Genomic DNA, 13,544 nt, shown 5'->3' on the forward strand with positions numbered 1-13,544 from the left:
ACCGACGCCGTCAGGTGTCAGCGCCGGGCGTCGGTCCGGGGGTCGGCGTCGGCACCGGCGTCGGCGTCGGTTCGGGAGTCGGGGTGAACGGTGCCGGCTCCGTCCCGTCCGAGTCGGTGGGCGGCGTCTCCGCGCCGGTTCCGGCGCTCCCGCTCGGCGCCGCACCGCCACCGGTCGCCTCGCCGCCCGCGAGGAACGCGAGGAGGTTCGAGACGAACACCTCGTTGTCGGCGTCGTACACCTCCGAGGGCGCGACGAACGAGGCGTCGGTGACGAAGACGAAGTTGTCGTTGCGGACGACGACCGGGTACGTGCCGGTTCGCCGGGTTTCGAGCGTCCTGGTTCCCTCGACGGCAGAGATTTCCGTTTCGGCCTCCGTGTCGGCGGCCAGGACTGCGTAGCCCGCGCTGTCGAACGTGACGCGCTCGACGCCGTCGGTCAGTGGCCCGTCGCCGGCGGGTGTCGCGTAGATGCTCTTGAAGTTGTTGTCGTTGGCCTCGTCGTCGACGTTGTAGAGCTGTTCGGACCCCATGCGGACGCCGTACTGCGCGGTGGCGTTGTTGGCCCCGAACGCCACGGTAGAGGTCGAGGAGGTGAGAAAGCCGGTCGAGAGGGTCGTCTGCGTGGGCTCGGCGAGGACCACCACGCGGCCGCCCTCGTCGGTGTACTCCTGTAAGGCCTCGCGTTCGTCGGGGGTGTAGCGCGCGAGCGGCTGGATGACGAGGACGCCGTCGTACTGCGAGAGGTTCGCGGCGAACGCCCCGCCCGTCCCGAACTCGACGGTGTGGCCGGCCTCGAACATCGCCTCGACGATGGGCTCCAGGTCGGCCCGCTCGTACTGATTGGTGTGGCTCGTGTCGACGAGGATGCGCTTGCCGCTCTCGGCCGTATCGACGGCGATGGTCCCGTCTTCGGGATCGACGGCGCTGTTGAGCGCGTCGGGCCGGAACTGCGACGGGGACTGCCCGTCGACCTGCTGTCCGTCAGGCGGGCCCGAGGTTCCGGGGGCGGCGAGAGCGAGCAGGACGGTCCCGCCGAGGAGGACGACGAGGACCACGATGAACACGCTGAGCGGCTTGACGATGCGGCCCTCAGTCATCGCGGATCACCGTCCCGTTACCGGCGTCCGCTGGAACGCCCCAGACGGCGTAGTACTTGACCGGCTCGCGGAAGGTCGTCCCCTCCGACTCGGGCCGGACGACGTACGTGACGTTGTCCGACCCCTGGATCGTCTGGGCCCCGCTGGGAACGACGATGACGTTGAAATTCGCGCTTCCGGCGCCCTTGTAGTAGACGTCGTACTGCTCGCCCCGGATGCCGTCGGCGCGCGCGGCGGCCCGCTCGATGGCCACGCCGCTGTCGCCCATCGTGTCGGCGAACCCGTTCTCGACCGCCCGCGGCCCGAGGTAGGTGTTGCCGTTGGCGACTTCCTCCCGCGAGAGGGTCAGATTGGCACCGCGGTGGCGCATGACCGTGCCGACGAACGACCGCTGGAGGAGTTCGATGTCCTCGCGAATTCCGTCTTTCGTCACCAGCGCCTTGTCGGGCCCGGAGCGGACGAACGTCTGGCCCTGCTGTTCGGCCTGCTCGATGGCGCTGAGCGGGGCCTGGACGATGACGCCGATGCTGCCGACGTTGGAACTCGGCTTGACCACGATCTCGTCAGCGGGGACGATACCGTAGTAGCCGCCGGAGGCCGCTGTCCCCTCGACGTAGGCGACGACCGGCATCTCGCTGGCAGTCCGGTTCACCGCGAGGTAGAACTCCTCGCTGGAGGTGACCGGGCCGCCGGGACTGTCGATTCTGAGGACGACCGCTTCGACGGAGTCGTTGGCCCGTATCTCGCGGAGGTCCTGCGCTACGGCGTTGACGTTGGCGTCGGTCGTCCCGCCCCGGAGGGTCACGACGGCGACGCTCGGCGTGTCGTCGCCGCCGGTGGGTGCGGCGCTCCACACGACCGGCGCGAAGATCGCCGCGGTGACCAGCGCGAGGGTGACCGCGACGACGTACGACGCCGTCATCGCCGAGAACAATTGGTCTCTACCGAACATGTCACGACCGCATCTTGGGACCCCCGTATGATAAAGCCACGTCGAGAGTTCACATACACCAAAGCCGTGTCAACCGGCAGTCAATTCTCGGTGCGAAACGGCGGTGTTCAGGCATCCTGAACGCTCTCGCGGCCGTGAGCGACCAAGCGTTATTGGGGTCGGGTTCCATGGCCCGGTATGGAGACACGACCGCTCGGCGACACCGGACAGGAGAGCACGGTGATGACCTTCGGCGCGATCGCGCTCAACTGGCTCGAACAGGAGGGCGCGAACCAGATGGTCGAACTGGTGCTCGACCACGGGGTCAACCACTTCGACGTGGCCCCGACCTACGGCGACGCGGAGCTGAAGCTGGGGCCGAAGCTCCGCCAGCACCGCGAGGAGATCTTCCTCGGCTGCAAGACACAGGAGCGCGACTACGAGGGCGCAAAGCGCAAACTGGACCGCTCGCTCGACCGCCTCGGCGTCGACAGCATCGACCTCCACCAGTTCCACGGGCTGGAGTACGAGGAGGAACTCGACACCATCACCGGCGAGGGCGGCGCGCTGGAGGCCTACCGCGAGGCCAAAGCCGAGGGGAAGATCGACCACATCGGGCTGACCAGCCACGGCGACCCCGACCTCATCCTCGACGCCATCGACCGGATCGACGACCTGGAGACGGTGATGTTCCCGTACAACCCCGTCGTCGCCGGCAAGGACGACGCGGACCACGACTACGAGGCCGTCCTGGAGCGCTGCGAGGCGGAGGGCATCGGCACGCTCGGCATCAAGGCCTTCGCGAAAGGGCCGTGGCCGTCGACCGACGAACTGCCCCAGGCGGACCGCCCGTACTCGAACTGGTACGAGCCGGTCGACTCGCCCGACGAGATCCGCGAGCGCTTCGACTTCGCCGCTTCGCGCGGCCTCGACACCGTCGTCAATCCCGGCGACCCGAAGCTCGTCGCGATGGTGCTCGACGCGGCCAGCCGCTACGAGGGGATGGACGAGGCTCGCCAGCGCGCGCTCATCGAGGAGCTTCGCCACGAGGACAGCCCCGTTCCCGAACAGCTCCACCACTGAGGTGGGCGTCGACGTTCCGCGGACCGTCCGCGCCGCACTGGCCGACCGGCCTGTCGAGGGTCGCGTCTGTCTCGAAGCCGGGGCCGGCGTCGGCAACGCGACGGCCGGCCTGCTGGAAGCCGGCGCGAGCCGCGTCTACGCCGTGACGAACGACGCCGAGCACGCCGCGGCGGTCCGCGAGCGCGTCGGCCGCGCACACCCGGACCGGCTGGTCGTCGTCGAGGCCGACCTCCGGGCGACGCCGCTCGCGACCGACAGCGTCGAACTGGTGACCGCCCACGGCCTCTGTAACGTCCTCGACCCGCCGGCACTCGACCGCGTCGCGGCGGAGCTGTCGCGAGTCGCCGCCCCGGACGCGCACCTCGTCGTCGACGACTACGCGCCGCCGCCAGCGGAGGCGGCCGTCTCGCGGCTGTTCGCGCTCGAAAACGCGACCGCCCAGCTCGTCGACGGCCGGCCGCTGCTCACCTTCTACCCGGCCGACCTGCTCGCCGGCGTCTTCGCCGGCCACGGCTGGCAGTTCGAGCGGTGCGAGACGCTGCTGGACCCGGTCCCCTGGACAGCGGCGCACCTGACCGCACACGCGAACGAGGTACGCGAGCGCGCGGCGGCGCTCCCGTCCGCACTCGGCGACTCACTGGAAGCGATGGCCGACGACCTCGTCGACGACATCGGTTCGGAGCGAGCGGGGACGATGTACAGCCTGGCGTTCCGCCGGGCGGACGGAGATGGGTGATACGGCCGCTGACCCCCACCGGAGCAGCGCGCGAACGGCCAGCCACCGTACCGTATCACGTCCGACCAGCCGACGCGGGCGGGACTGAAAGGGGCCGCCCGCTCGCGCCGGCAGCGTCGCCTGAGCGACCCCTCTCCGAGCGAGCGACGCGAGCGCGGAGATGTCGCTCAGCGACCGCGAGCGGGCGGGGGCTTTCTGGCGGTTTCAGAGGGTGATTGTGGCGGCTGTTCGAACCGAAACACGAGCGGGTGGACCAATCGTATAAGAGACCGCCGGCCGACGTGCCGGTATGACGCTCGACCGACTCTCATCGTTCGACGCCGACCCGGCGACGGGCGAGGTCGTCGACGGCGAACTGGCGGTGACAGACGACGTGCTCGTGAAGGCGTTCGCACTCGGGCCGGACGCCGAAATCGACCCGCACGAACACGGCGACGCGACGAACGTGTTCCACGTCCTCCGCGGCGCGGTGACAGTCCAGCGAGACGACGAGGAGGAGACGGTCGCCGCGCCGGCCGTCGTCCTGAACGAGCGCGGGCAGGTCCACGGCGCGCACAATCACACCGACGAGGTGGCAGTGCTGACCGCCAGCCTCTGTCCGTTACCCGGACAGTAAGGGGAGCCGAGCGACGGGCGGCGCTCGCCCGCAGCACGCTTATTGTCACCACGGCCCACAGACTCGATATGGCCGGACCACTGCCGACGAACGGGCTCCGCGCACAGGTCGAGGGCGGCGGCGTCGCGCTCGGCGTCCTCGACAACACGTACAGTCCAACGCTGGTGGAGTTCTACGGCGACCTCGGCGTCGACTTCGTGTGGCTCGACTTCGAGCACGGCGGGCCGGATCCGTGGGACGCGGCCACCGTCGAGAACCTCCTGCGGGCGGCCGACGGCACGGGGACCGAACTGCTCGTCAGGCTGCCGGACTCGTCGCCGACGCTTGTCCGCAAGGCGCTGGACCTGGGCGTCAAGAACCTCTTTCTGCCGCGGGTCGAGTCCGCCGCGGAGGTGCGCGAGGCGGTCAAATCCGCGCGGTTCCGGTACGACGGCGCGGCCGGCGACCGGGGACTGGCCGCGCCGCGGGCGCGCCGGTGGGGCCTGGGCGAGAACTACGTCGAGGCGTCGGACCGGGAGACGCTCGTCGGGACGACCATCGAGACGGCGGCCGCCGTCGAGGACATCGACGCGATACTGGACGTGCCGGAACTGGGCTTCGTGTTCATCGGGCCGTTCGACCTCTCGGTGTCGCTGGGCCACCCCGGCGAGATCGATCACCCCGAAGTCGAGGAGGCCGTCGAGACGGTCCGCTCGGCGGCGGTATCGGCGGGTGTCACCGTCGGCGGCCTGGGCTTCGGGATGGACGACGTGAACGAGAAGGCCGAGAACGGCTACCAGATACTCCACGTGGGGAGCACGACCGGCGCGCTGCAGAACGCGGTCCGTGGATGGCTCGAGGGCTTCGAGGGAGCACGGAACTAACTCGAGTGCGAGAACAGCACAAGTCGGACCGGATATCAGGGGGCGGAAAGAGAACCGGCAGACGCGGCGTCGACGCGCCGCTCAGGCGCTCGCGCCGGACTCGGAGCAGGCCGCGGCGTCGACGGCGCTGTCGTCGAGGTCGGCCTCGGCTTCGAGCAGTTCGCGGTAGCGTTCGCGGATGGTGACGGTGCTGATGTCGGTGGCCTCGCTGACCGTCTCCTGGGTCATCTCCTCGCCGAGCAGCAGGCCGGCGGCGTAGATGGCCGCGGCGGCGAGGCCGACGGGGCTCTTGCCGCTGTGGACGTTGGCCTCCTTGCCGGCCTCGATGAGGGCGCGGGCCTTGCGCTCCAGTTCGTCGTCGGCGTCGAGTTCGGAGACGAACTTGCTGACGTAGGTGGCGGGGTCCGGCGGGCCGACCTGCAGCGCGAGTTCGCGGTTGATGTAGCGGTACGCGCGGGTGAACTCCATCTCGTCGACGCGGCTGACGACGGCCATGTCGTCGAGCGTCTGCGGGAGGTTCGCCTGCCGGATCGCGGCGTACAGCGACGCCGTCGCCATCCCCTCGATGGACCGGCCCGGCAGCAGGCCCTCGTCCAGCGCGCGGCGGTAGATGACGCTCGCCGTCTCGCGGGCGCTCTCGGGGACGCCGAGGGCGCTGCCCATCCGGTCGATCTCGCCGAGGGCCTGCTTGAGGTTGCGCTCGGCGTGGTCGCGCGTGCGGAAGCGCTCGTCCCACGTCCGGAGGCGCTGCATCTTCTCGCGCTGGCGCGTCGACAGGGAGTTGCCGTAGGCGTCCTTGTCCTGCCAGCCGATGTTGGTCGACAGGCCTCTGTCGTGTTTCAGTTCAGTCGTCGGCGCGCCGACGCGGCGCTTGGCGTCGCGCTCCTGGCTGTCGAAGGCGCGCCACTCCGGCCCGTGGTCGATCTCGCCCTCGTCGACGACGAGTCCGCAGGACTCACAGACGGTCTCGCCGCGACTCTCGTCGGTGGCGAGCGTGCCGCCACAGTCCGGGCAGGCGTGGCCGGTGCTCGCCTCGTGCTCGGCCTGTTCGTCCACGCTGTCGCCGCGTTCGTCGGGTGAGTAGATGCTGCGTGTCGTCATTGTGTGTGGGTGCGAGCGCCGGGACCGTCGCTCGCGCTCGTACCGATATAATTGGGTGCATCGGGCATCATTACTCGGTTGGCATACGCCGAACCGTAAACAGTGAGTCAGTTTATTCGAGTTGCGTGGATCGACTCGGGAGGCCGACGTCCCGTGGTTTCACCGTCGTGACCGGCGATGCCCTATTCCGGCAATCAGTCCCGTTCGACTCCACCAGCGGCTTCGAGGTGCGCGGGAGACGCGACACCGAGAAAACGAGCGGCCGAGCGCTACACGCCGGAGCGGCCGATGCGGAGCCGCCCGCCTTCGGCGACCTCCTCGTCGGCCTGGACGGGGCCCATCGAGCGGGTGACGAACGAGCGGACGATCCACGCCTCGGCGCGCTGGAGGCGATACTGGAGCGTCGACCGCGACACGTCGAGGCGCTCCGCGAGTTCGGTGAGCGAGATGTCCCGCGGCGTCCGGTAGTAGCCGTGTTCGACGGCAGCCTCGACGGCGGCCTGCTGCTCGGGCGGGAGTTCCGCGAGCGTTACGGCCTCGTCCACCCAGTACGAGGGGGAGCCGAGCTGGCGGAACTCGACGGTGAGCCCGGGCCGGAGTTCGGCCTCCATCGCCTCGAACAGGCCGTCGACGCCGGCGTCGTCGCACAGCAGGAGTCGCCACTCACAGCGGCTCTGACGGCGCTCGGTCTCACAGAGGACGCCCGGACCGACGTGTTCGATGGCCAGCCGCGGGATGGAGTGGCAGTCCCCGGCCTCCGAGCGGTAGCTGTACACCGTGCGCACGCCGGGCTCGGACCCGATGACCTCGTAGCACCAGTCGGTCTTGCAGTCGCGAGTCCCGATGCACTCCGTGCACTGGACCGGGTCGTCGTAGACTTCGTCGAGGCGTTCGAGCGCCGTCTCGGGGCCGGCGACCCGCTCCAGTCGCCACATCCCCTCCTCGGTGACGTTGCACGCGATGGTCCGCGAGTGGGCCGACGGATGGTCGATGAACACGTCCATCACGGGGTCGACGCCCCGTTCGTAGTCGATGGTGAAGATGAACTCCCGCATACGCTTTCAGAGGGGCGCCACCCGCTTTAGCCATGCGGTTCGTTCGGCGCATGCCAACCGAGTGGTCATACTGAGAGACGGCCACCTTTGGAGTATGTCCTGTCCGTGCTCACTCGACGCCGGCGCGCCGCCGAGCGGGTCGACTGCCGACGCCGAGGACGCCCCTGCTCGCGAGCGCGGCGGTCGGCTCCCGACTCACAACTGGCGACACACCGTGGTGTACGGCCTCGTGTTCTGGGCGACCGTGCTCGCCGCGTGGGTCGCCGTCCCCGCCGGCCACCCGTTCCAGCTCGGGGTCGCGCTCTCCGGGCTGTTCGCGGCCCCACTGTTGCCCGTCGCGCTGTGCTGTGACTACCGGCAGGCCAGGCGCTTCGGGACGTGTGACCCCGGCGTCCGGGCCTACCTCGCCAACCTGGCGGCCGACCTCGCGACGGCGATCACCGGCCGCCGGCCGCTCGGCGACGAACGCCGGGAGTTCATGCGCTGCTGAAACCTCTTTTGCGGCGAGTCCCTCTCACGAGCCCGCACCGGACCCCTGCGCGCGAGCCTCGTCCAGCCAGTCCGGGTCGGGAACGCTCGTCGACCCCACGTCCGTGACCTCGTAGCGCCACTCGACCGAGACCGTCTCGCCCGCGTCGGTCTCGCCGGTCAGCGTCCACGTCGTCTGGCGCGCCAGACCGTCCTCGTCGACCAGCACCGCGACGGTGAAGTCCGTCACCGTCACGTTCTCGCTCGACCCCATGGTTCCGGCCCCGAACTGGCGCCAGGCGGCGAGGTCCGAGTACTCGTAGCGGTCCACGGTGACGCCGTCGAACGTCTCGGTCCCGACGAAGCGGGCGTCGTCGACGGTCTCGTAGCTGATCGCGCCGCGGTCGACAGCGGACTGGAACGCGGTGTCGTCCTGGGGCCTGCTCTGGTAGAACGCCTCGCCATCCGCCGCGTACCGCGTGTAGGCCGACCCGTCGGCGACGAACGTCTCGAAGTCGGTCTGTGACTCCGCCCCGGTCATGGTGAACGTCTCGAGCGAGCGGTTCTCGCGGAGGTCGACCCGGTAGGTGTCAGTGATGGTCGCGGTTTCGCCGTTCTCCGTGGTCGCGTACGACCACGTCGCGGTGAAGCTGCCCGCCTCGCGCAGGAGTCGTTCCGTCTCGCCCACGTCGAACTCGTCACTGTCGGCGACGCCGCCGCCGTCGCCGCCCGAATCTGATTCGCCCGCCGACGAACCACCGTCGCCCGCCGACGAACTGCCGTCGCTCTCGCCGTCCGTCACCGGTCCGCCGCCGCCGAGACAGCCGGCGACGACGAGCAACGACACGACCAGTACCGTGAGCATCCCTGACCTCATGCACCCACTGACGCCGCCGAACGAGATAAGCTAGTACGATTGATACGACGGCGAGATGACAGCGGTGGTCGGGCCCGAAACCCGGTCGAGAACCACCCTGTGGCGCGTTCCGTGGTTCCCACGACGGGTTCGGCGAGTGTCAGCACGCCCGCAGACTTACAGCCAGTCGGTGTCCGGGTCGATACGGTCCGGCGGCGTCTCGCCGGCGAGTACGGCCCGGACGTTCGCCGCGACGGCGTCGTTCAGGTCGTCCCGGGCCTCCTCGGAGTACCACGCCGCGTGGGGCGTGACGACGCAGTTGTCGAGGCCGAGTAGCGGGTGATCCGCGGCCGGCGGTTCCTCGGTCAGCACGTCGAGGCCGGCGGCGGCGATGGTCCCGTCCTCCAGGGCTGCCCGGAGCGCCGTCTCGTCGACGAGGCCGCCGCGGCCGGTGTTGACCAGTATCGCGTGGTCCCGCATCGCCGCGAGCGCGTCGGCGTCGACCATCCCCCTGGTGTCGTCGGTCAGCGGCGCGTGCAGGGAGACGTAGTCGGCCCGCTCGTAGAGGGCGTCCAGCGTGACCTTCTCCACGTCCGCCGCGGCCATCTCGTCGGCGTCGACGTACGGGTCGTAGGCGATCACGTCCAAGTCGAACCCGCGTACCAGTTCGCGCGTCCGGCGGGCGAGCGGGCCGAAGGAGACGAGGCCGAGCGTTCGCCCCCGAACGCGGCGGACCGCCCGAGTCCGCTCCCAGCCCCAGCCGCCGTCGCGGACGTCGCGGTCGTAGGCGGCGACGGCCCGGACGCAGTCGAGCAGCAGCGTCACCGTGTGGGTCGCCACCTCGTCGGTGCAGTAGTCCGGGACGTTCGTGACGGTGACTCCGTTGTCCGCCGCCGCCCGCACGTCGACGTTGTCGACGCCGACGCCCGCTCTGGCGACGATTTCGAGGTCGTCGAGCGCGTCGATGACGGCAGCCGTGACCGGCGTATTCACGTCGACGACGAGTCCCTGCGCGCCCGCTGCCGCCGCCCGGAGGTCGTCCTCGCTGTCAGTCTCCGCGGCGACGACCTCGGCGTCGAGCGCCGCCCGCAGTCTCTCGGTGTCGATCATCGGATCGTCGCTCGCGACCACTCGTGGCATACCCGGAGGGAAGTGTCCCCCAAGTAAAACGGGTCGGTGACGTTCCCACGGGGCCGGAATACCGACGATAGTACGTGAGGGACAGGTGAGCATGCGCAGGGGGAGACCCGACACCGGCACCTATCCATCATATTTTCAATATAGACAGATAAAATATATACTCGTCTACCGATATAGTTCTCACGTGGGAAAATACCGCTAAATCCACCACACTGGGCCGTATATCGGGAGCTCCGATATCCACGAGAACGACATCTTTGGCGCAGTTGCCGAGATTTACACCATTTCAGACACACAGTCGGTCGAATCGTCGCCAAAATACCTCATCGAAGCCAAATTTACAAATTTAGTGACTATTTATTTGAATAGACAGATATACTATGTTTACCGATCGCCGTTACCGAGCGATATCATTCCCTTGATCGTCGTCGGTTCCATCGCCCGGTGGAAGGCGTCGTCGATGTCTTCGAGCGACGACTCGAAGTCGATGATTCCCGCGACGTCCACCTCGCCGTCGGCGAGCAGGTCGACGGCCGCGTCGTAGGTGTTCTTGTACCGGAACGACCCGTGCACGTCGATTTCGTTGTCGATGACCTCCAGCACGTCGAAGGGAACCTCGGCCTCGCTCGCGAGACCGACCAGTACGACGGTGCCGCCCCGGCGGACGACGTCGATGGTCGACCGAATCGACGGTTCCGCGCCGGAGGCCTCGACGACCACGTCCGCGCCGACGCCGTCGGTGTACTCCGCGACCGCCGCTTCGAGATCGGTCTCGGTGACGTCGACGGTCAGGTCAGCGCCGCGTTCGGCGGCGAAGTCGAGTTTCTCCCTGACCACGTCGGTGACGATCACGTCCGTCGCGCCCGCCGCACGGGCGGCTTCGAGGACCATCAGGCCGATCGGACCGGCACCCGTAACGAGGACGGTGTCGCCCGTGCCGACGGACCCTCGGCGGCAGGCGTGGATGCCGACCGAGAGCGGTTCACAGAGCGCCCCCTCGGCGGTCGAGACGTTCTCGGGCAGTTTGTAGGCGAAGTCGGCCGGCCACGAGACGTACTCGGTGAACGCGCCGTCGTGGGGCGGCGTCGCCATGAACCGAACGTCCGCACAGAGGTGGTAGTCGCCGCGTTTGCAGTGGGCACAGCGACGGCAGGGGACGCCGGGTTCGAGCGCGACGCGGTCGCCCGCGGCGAGTCCGGTGACGTTCTCGCCGACCGCCACCACCTCGCCGGCGCTCTCGTGGCCCAGCACCAGCGGGTCCTCGACGACGTAGTCGCCGATGCGCCCGTGTTCGTAGTAGTGCACGTCCGAGCCGCAGATGCCCACGTCGCTGACGGCGACGAGCACGTCGTCCGGACCCGGCGATGGTTTCGGGCGATCCTCCAGTTCGAACTCGGTCGGTTCGACTAACACAGCGGTTCGCATACCCCAGATCACGTGTCGGACCACCAAAAACATACGGGCGCAGCGGCCGTGCTCGTCGCCGGCGGTCGCTCACCACTCGGCGACGCTCCCGTCCTCGTGGTGCCAGACGGGGTTGTACCAGTTGACCTGTGCCTGGGCCTGCTCGCGGACGTACTCCTCGTCGACTTCGATGCCGAGTCCGGGGCCGGTCGGCCGCTCAACGTAGCCGTTCTCGAAGGTGAACGTCGCCGGGTCTTCGAGCAGTTTGAGTCGCTGGCTCGCTCCCGGGTCGTGCAGGTCGAGGTCCTGTTCCTGCATGACGACGTTCTGCGAGCAAAAGCCCACCTGCAGGCTCGCGGCGAACGCCACGGGCCCGAGCGGACAGTGCGGGACGACGGCCACGTCGAAGGCTTCGGCCATCGAGACGACCTTGCGCATCTCGCTGATGCCGCCCACGTGGGTCACGTCGGGCTGGATGACGGACACCGCCCCGTCGGTGAACAGCTGCTTGAAATCGTAGCGGGAGTAAAAGCGCTCGCCGGTGGCGATGGGGACGGTCGTCCGGTCGGCGATGCTGGCAAAGGAGTCGGCGTGCTCCGGGAGCAGCGGCTGGTCGACGAACATCGGGTCGAGGGGTTCGAGCCGACGGACGAGTTCGGCGGCCATCGGCTTCGAGACGCGGCCGTGGAAGTCGACGCCGACGTAGGCGTCGTCGTCGACGGCGTCACGGACCGCCGCCACGCGCTCGACGGCGCGGTCGACGGCCGCGGTCGTCTCGATTGGGCGGAACTCCCGGACGAAGTTGAGCTTGAACGCCCGGTAGCCGCGGTCGTAGTCCTGTTTGGCTGACGCGGCGATGTCGTCCGGGTTCTCGCCGCCGAGCCACTGGTAGACGAGCAGCCGGTCGCGGACGTGCCCGCCGAGCAGTTCGTGGACCGGCGCGCCGTAGTGTCGCCCCTTGATGTCCCAGAGGGCGTGGTCGATGCCCGCGAGCGCGCTCATCAGCGCGGGGCCGCCCCGGAAGTAGCCGCTCTGGTAGAGCTTCCGCCAGTGGTACTCCGTCCGCAGCGGGTCCGACCCGAGCAGGTACCCCTCGACGAGCTCGGTGACGGCCGCCCGGACGGTCTCCAGTCGCCCCTGGATGATTGGCTCGCCCCAGCCGACGATCCCCTCGTCGGTCTCCAGTTTCAGGAGTAACCACCGCGGGGGCACGGCGAACAGTTCGAAGTCGACGATTTTCATGGCTAGGTGTATCTGCGAGCGCGCACTTGTAATGCCGGGGCCGCGTGAGGGTGGTGTTTACTGTGGAGCCGAGCGGTCTGTGAGCCCATCGGTCCGTACCGAGACACGACCGACCGAGGCGTAGATTTAACACCGATGCCACCCCAGAACCGAACGTACGCATGAGTGTACTGGAGAGTTTCTCCCTCGACGGAGAGACGGCTATCGTCACCGGAGCGGCACAGGGTCTCGGCAAGCAGATGGCGACCGCACTCACGGAGGTGGGGGCGGACGTGGCCATCGCCGACGTGAACCTCGACAAGGCCGAGCAGGCGGCCGACGAACTCGACGGCGAGACGACGGTCATCGCCACGGAAGTCGACGTGACCGACGAGTCATCGGTCGAGGCGATGGTGGCCGACGTGACCGACCGTCTCGGCCCCATCGACGTGCTCGTCAACAACGCGGGCATCGTCGAGAACTCGCCGGCCGAGGAGACGGACATCGAGTCCTGGCGGCGCGTCGTGTCGGTCAACCTCGACGGGGTCTTCCTCTGTGCCAAGCACGTCGGCCAGCAGATGTTAGAGCGCGGCGAGGGCCGCATCGTGAACATCTCCTCGATGTCGGGCTTCGACGTGAACGTGCCCCAGAAGCAGGCCAGCTACAACACGACGAAGGCGGGCGTCAGGATGCTGACCCAGTCACTCGCCGTCGAATGGGGCGACCGCGGCGTCCGGGTCAACGCCATCGCGCCGGGGTACATGCGGACCGAACTCGTCGACGAGGTGCTGGCGGAGAACCCCGAGATGGAGGAGACGTGGCTGGAGAACACGCCGATGGGGCGGCTCGGCCGCCCGGAGGAACTGCGGGAACTGGTCGTCTACCTCGCCTCGGACGCGTCCTCGTACATGACCGGGTCGACCGTCGTGATGGACGGCGGGTACACCTCGCGGTGAGGCGCGGTCGCGTCG

14 protein-coding genes are annotated in these 13,544 nt (G+C 68.7%); 6 read left to right on the forward strand and 8 right to left on the reverse strand.

What is annotated here, in order from left to right; translation table 11 throughout:
- Positions 1 to 10 precede the first annotated feature (10 nt).
- Positions 11 to 1,099: a DUF4350 domain-containing protein gene (locus ACOZ4I_RS13860; RefSeq protein ID WP_424000509.1), complete on the reverse strand. Its 1,089-nt coding sequence runs from the start codon at positions 1,097 to 1,099 to the stop codon at positions 11 to 13.
- A complete protein-coding gene (locus tag ACOZ4I_RS13865) occupies positions 1,092 to 2,051 on the reverse strand; it encodes a S49 family peptidase (RefSeq protein WP_424000511.1) in 960 nt (319 codons plus the stop codon). Before ACOZ4I_RS13865 ends, ACOZ4I_RS13860 begins: the two co-directional genes overlap by 8 nt.
- A 177-nt stretch (positions 2,052 to 2,228) precedes the next feature.
- Between ACOZ4I_RS13865 and ACOZ4I_RS13870 the strand changes: the two genes are divergently transcribed.
- The 4 genes from ACOZ4I_RS13870 (at position 2,229) to ACOZ4I_RS13885 (ending at position 5,328) form a co-directional block, all read left to right on the forward strand.
- Positions 2,229 to 3,113, forward strand: coding sequence for an aldo/keto reductase (locus tag ACOZ4I_RS13870; RefSeq protein ID WP_424000513.1), 885 nt, complete (start codon positions 2,229 to 2,231; stop codon positions 3,111 to 3,113).
- Between the two features lies 1 nt (position 3,114).
- The gene (locus tag ACOZ4I_RS13875; RefSeq protein ID WP_424000515.1) at positions 3,115 to 3,849 is read left to right on the forward strand and encodes a class I SAM-dependent methyltransferase; all 735 of its coding nucleotides are present in this window, start codon (positions 3,115 to 3,117) and stop codon (positions 3,847 to 3,849) included.
- Positions 3,850 to 4,138: 289 nt separating this feature from the next.
- The gene (locus ACOZ4I_RS13880; protein WP_424000517.1) at positions 4,139 to 4,465 is read left to right on the forward strand and encodes a cupin domain-containing protein; all 327 of its coding nucleotides are present in this window, start codon (positions 4,139 to 4,141) and stop codon (positions 4,463 to 4,465) included.
- A gap of 68 nt (positions 4,466 to 4,533) precedes the next feature.
- Positions 4,534 to 5,328 carry an HpcH/HpaI aldolase family protein gene (locus ACOZ4I_RS13885; RefSeq protein ID WP_424000519.1) on the forward strand — a complete coding sequence of 265 codons (795 nt, stop codon included), beginning with the start codon at positions 4,534 to 4,536 and terminating at the stop codon, positions 5,326 to 5,328.
- A gap of 81 nt (positions 5,329 to 5,409) precedes the next feature.
- On the opposite strand, the gene ACOZ4I_RS13890 is transcribed toward ACOZ4I_RS13885, so the two are convergent.
- Both ACOZ4I_RS13890 and ACOZ4I_RS13895 read right to left on the reverse strand, forming a co-directional pair.
- Positions 5,410 to 6,429: a transcription initiation factor IIB gene (locus ACOZ4I_RS13890; RefSeq protein WP_424000521.1), complete on the reverse strand. Its 1,020-nt coding sequence runs from the start codon at positions 6,427 to 6,429 to the stop codon at positions 5,410 to 5,412.
- A gap of 269 nt (positions 6,430 to 6,698) precedes the next feature.
- A complete protein-coding gene (locus ACOZ4I_RS13895) occupies positions 6,699 to 7,484 on the reverse strand; it encodes a helix-turn-helix domain-containing protein (protein WP_424000523.1) in 786 nt (261 codons plus the stop codon).
- Between the two features lie 94 nt (positions 7,485 to 7,578).
- On the opposite strand from ACOZ4I_RS13895, the gene ACOZ4I_RS13900 reads away from it, so the two are divergent.
- Positions 7,579 to 7,974, forward strand: a complete 396-nt coding sequence (locus ACOZ4I_RS13900; RefSeq protein WP_424000525.1) for a hypothetical protein — start codon at positions 7,579 to 7,581, stop codon at positions 7,972 to 7,974.
- Positions 7,975 to 7,998: 24 nt separating this feature from the next.
- Here the strand turns inward: ACOZ4I_RS13900 and ACOZ4I_RS13905 are convergent, their stop codons facing one another.
- From ACOZ4I_RS13905 to dgoD, 4 genes are all read right to left on the reverse strand, one after another.
- A complete protein-coding gene (locus ACOZ4I_RS13905) occupies positions 7,999 to 8,829 on the reverse strand; it encodes a DUF7537 family lipoprotein (protein WP_424000527.1) in 831 nt (276 codons plus the stop codon).
- A gap of 156 nt (positions 8,830 to 8,985) precedes the next feature.
- A complete protein-coding gene (locus ACOZ4I_RS13910; RefSeq protein ID WP_424000529.1) occupies positions 8,986 to 9,948 on the reverse strand; it encodes a C-terminal binding protein in 963 nt (320 codons plus the stop codon).
- A 384-nt stretch (positions 9,949 to 10,332) separates the two neighbouring features.
- Positions 10,333 to 11,373, reverse strand: coding sequence for an NAD(P)-dependent alcohol dehydrogenase (locus ACOZ4I_RS13915; RefSeq protein WP_424000531.1), 1,041 nt, complete (start codon positions 11,371 to 11,373; stop codon positions 10,333 to 10,335).
- 69 nt (positions 11,374 to 11,442) lie between these two features.
- Positions 11,443 to 12,594, reverse strand: coding sequence for a galactonate dehydratase (gene dgoD, locus ACOZ4I_RS13920; protein ID WP_424000533.1), 1,152 nt, complete (start codon positions 12,592 to 12,594; stop codon positions 11,443 to 11,445).
- A 161-nt stretch (positions 12,595 to 12,755) separates the two neighbouring features.
- On the opposite strand from dgoD, the gene ACOZ4I_RS13925 reads away from it, so the two are divergent.
- Positions 12,756 to 13,529: an SDR family NAD(P)-dependent oxidoreductase gene (locus ACOZ4I_RS13925; protein ID WP_424000535.1), complete on the forward strand. Its 774-nt coding sequence runs from the start codon at positions 12,756 to 12,758 to the stop codon at positions 13,527 to 13,529.
- Positions 13,530 to 13,544 lie beyond the last annotated feature (15 nt).

Origin of the sequence: Haloarcula salina (assembly GCF_049603855.1) — an archaeon.
GTDB lineage: Archaea > Halobacteriota > Halobacteria > Halobacteriales > Haloarculaceae > Haloarcula > Haloarcula salina_A.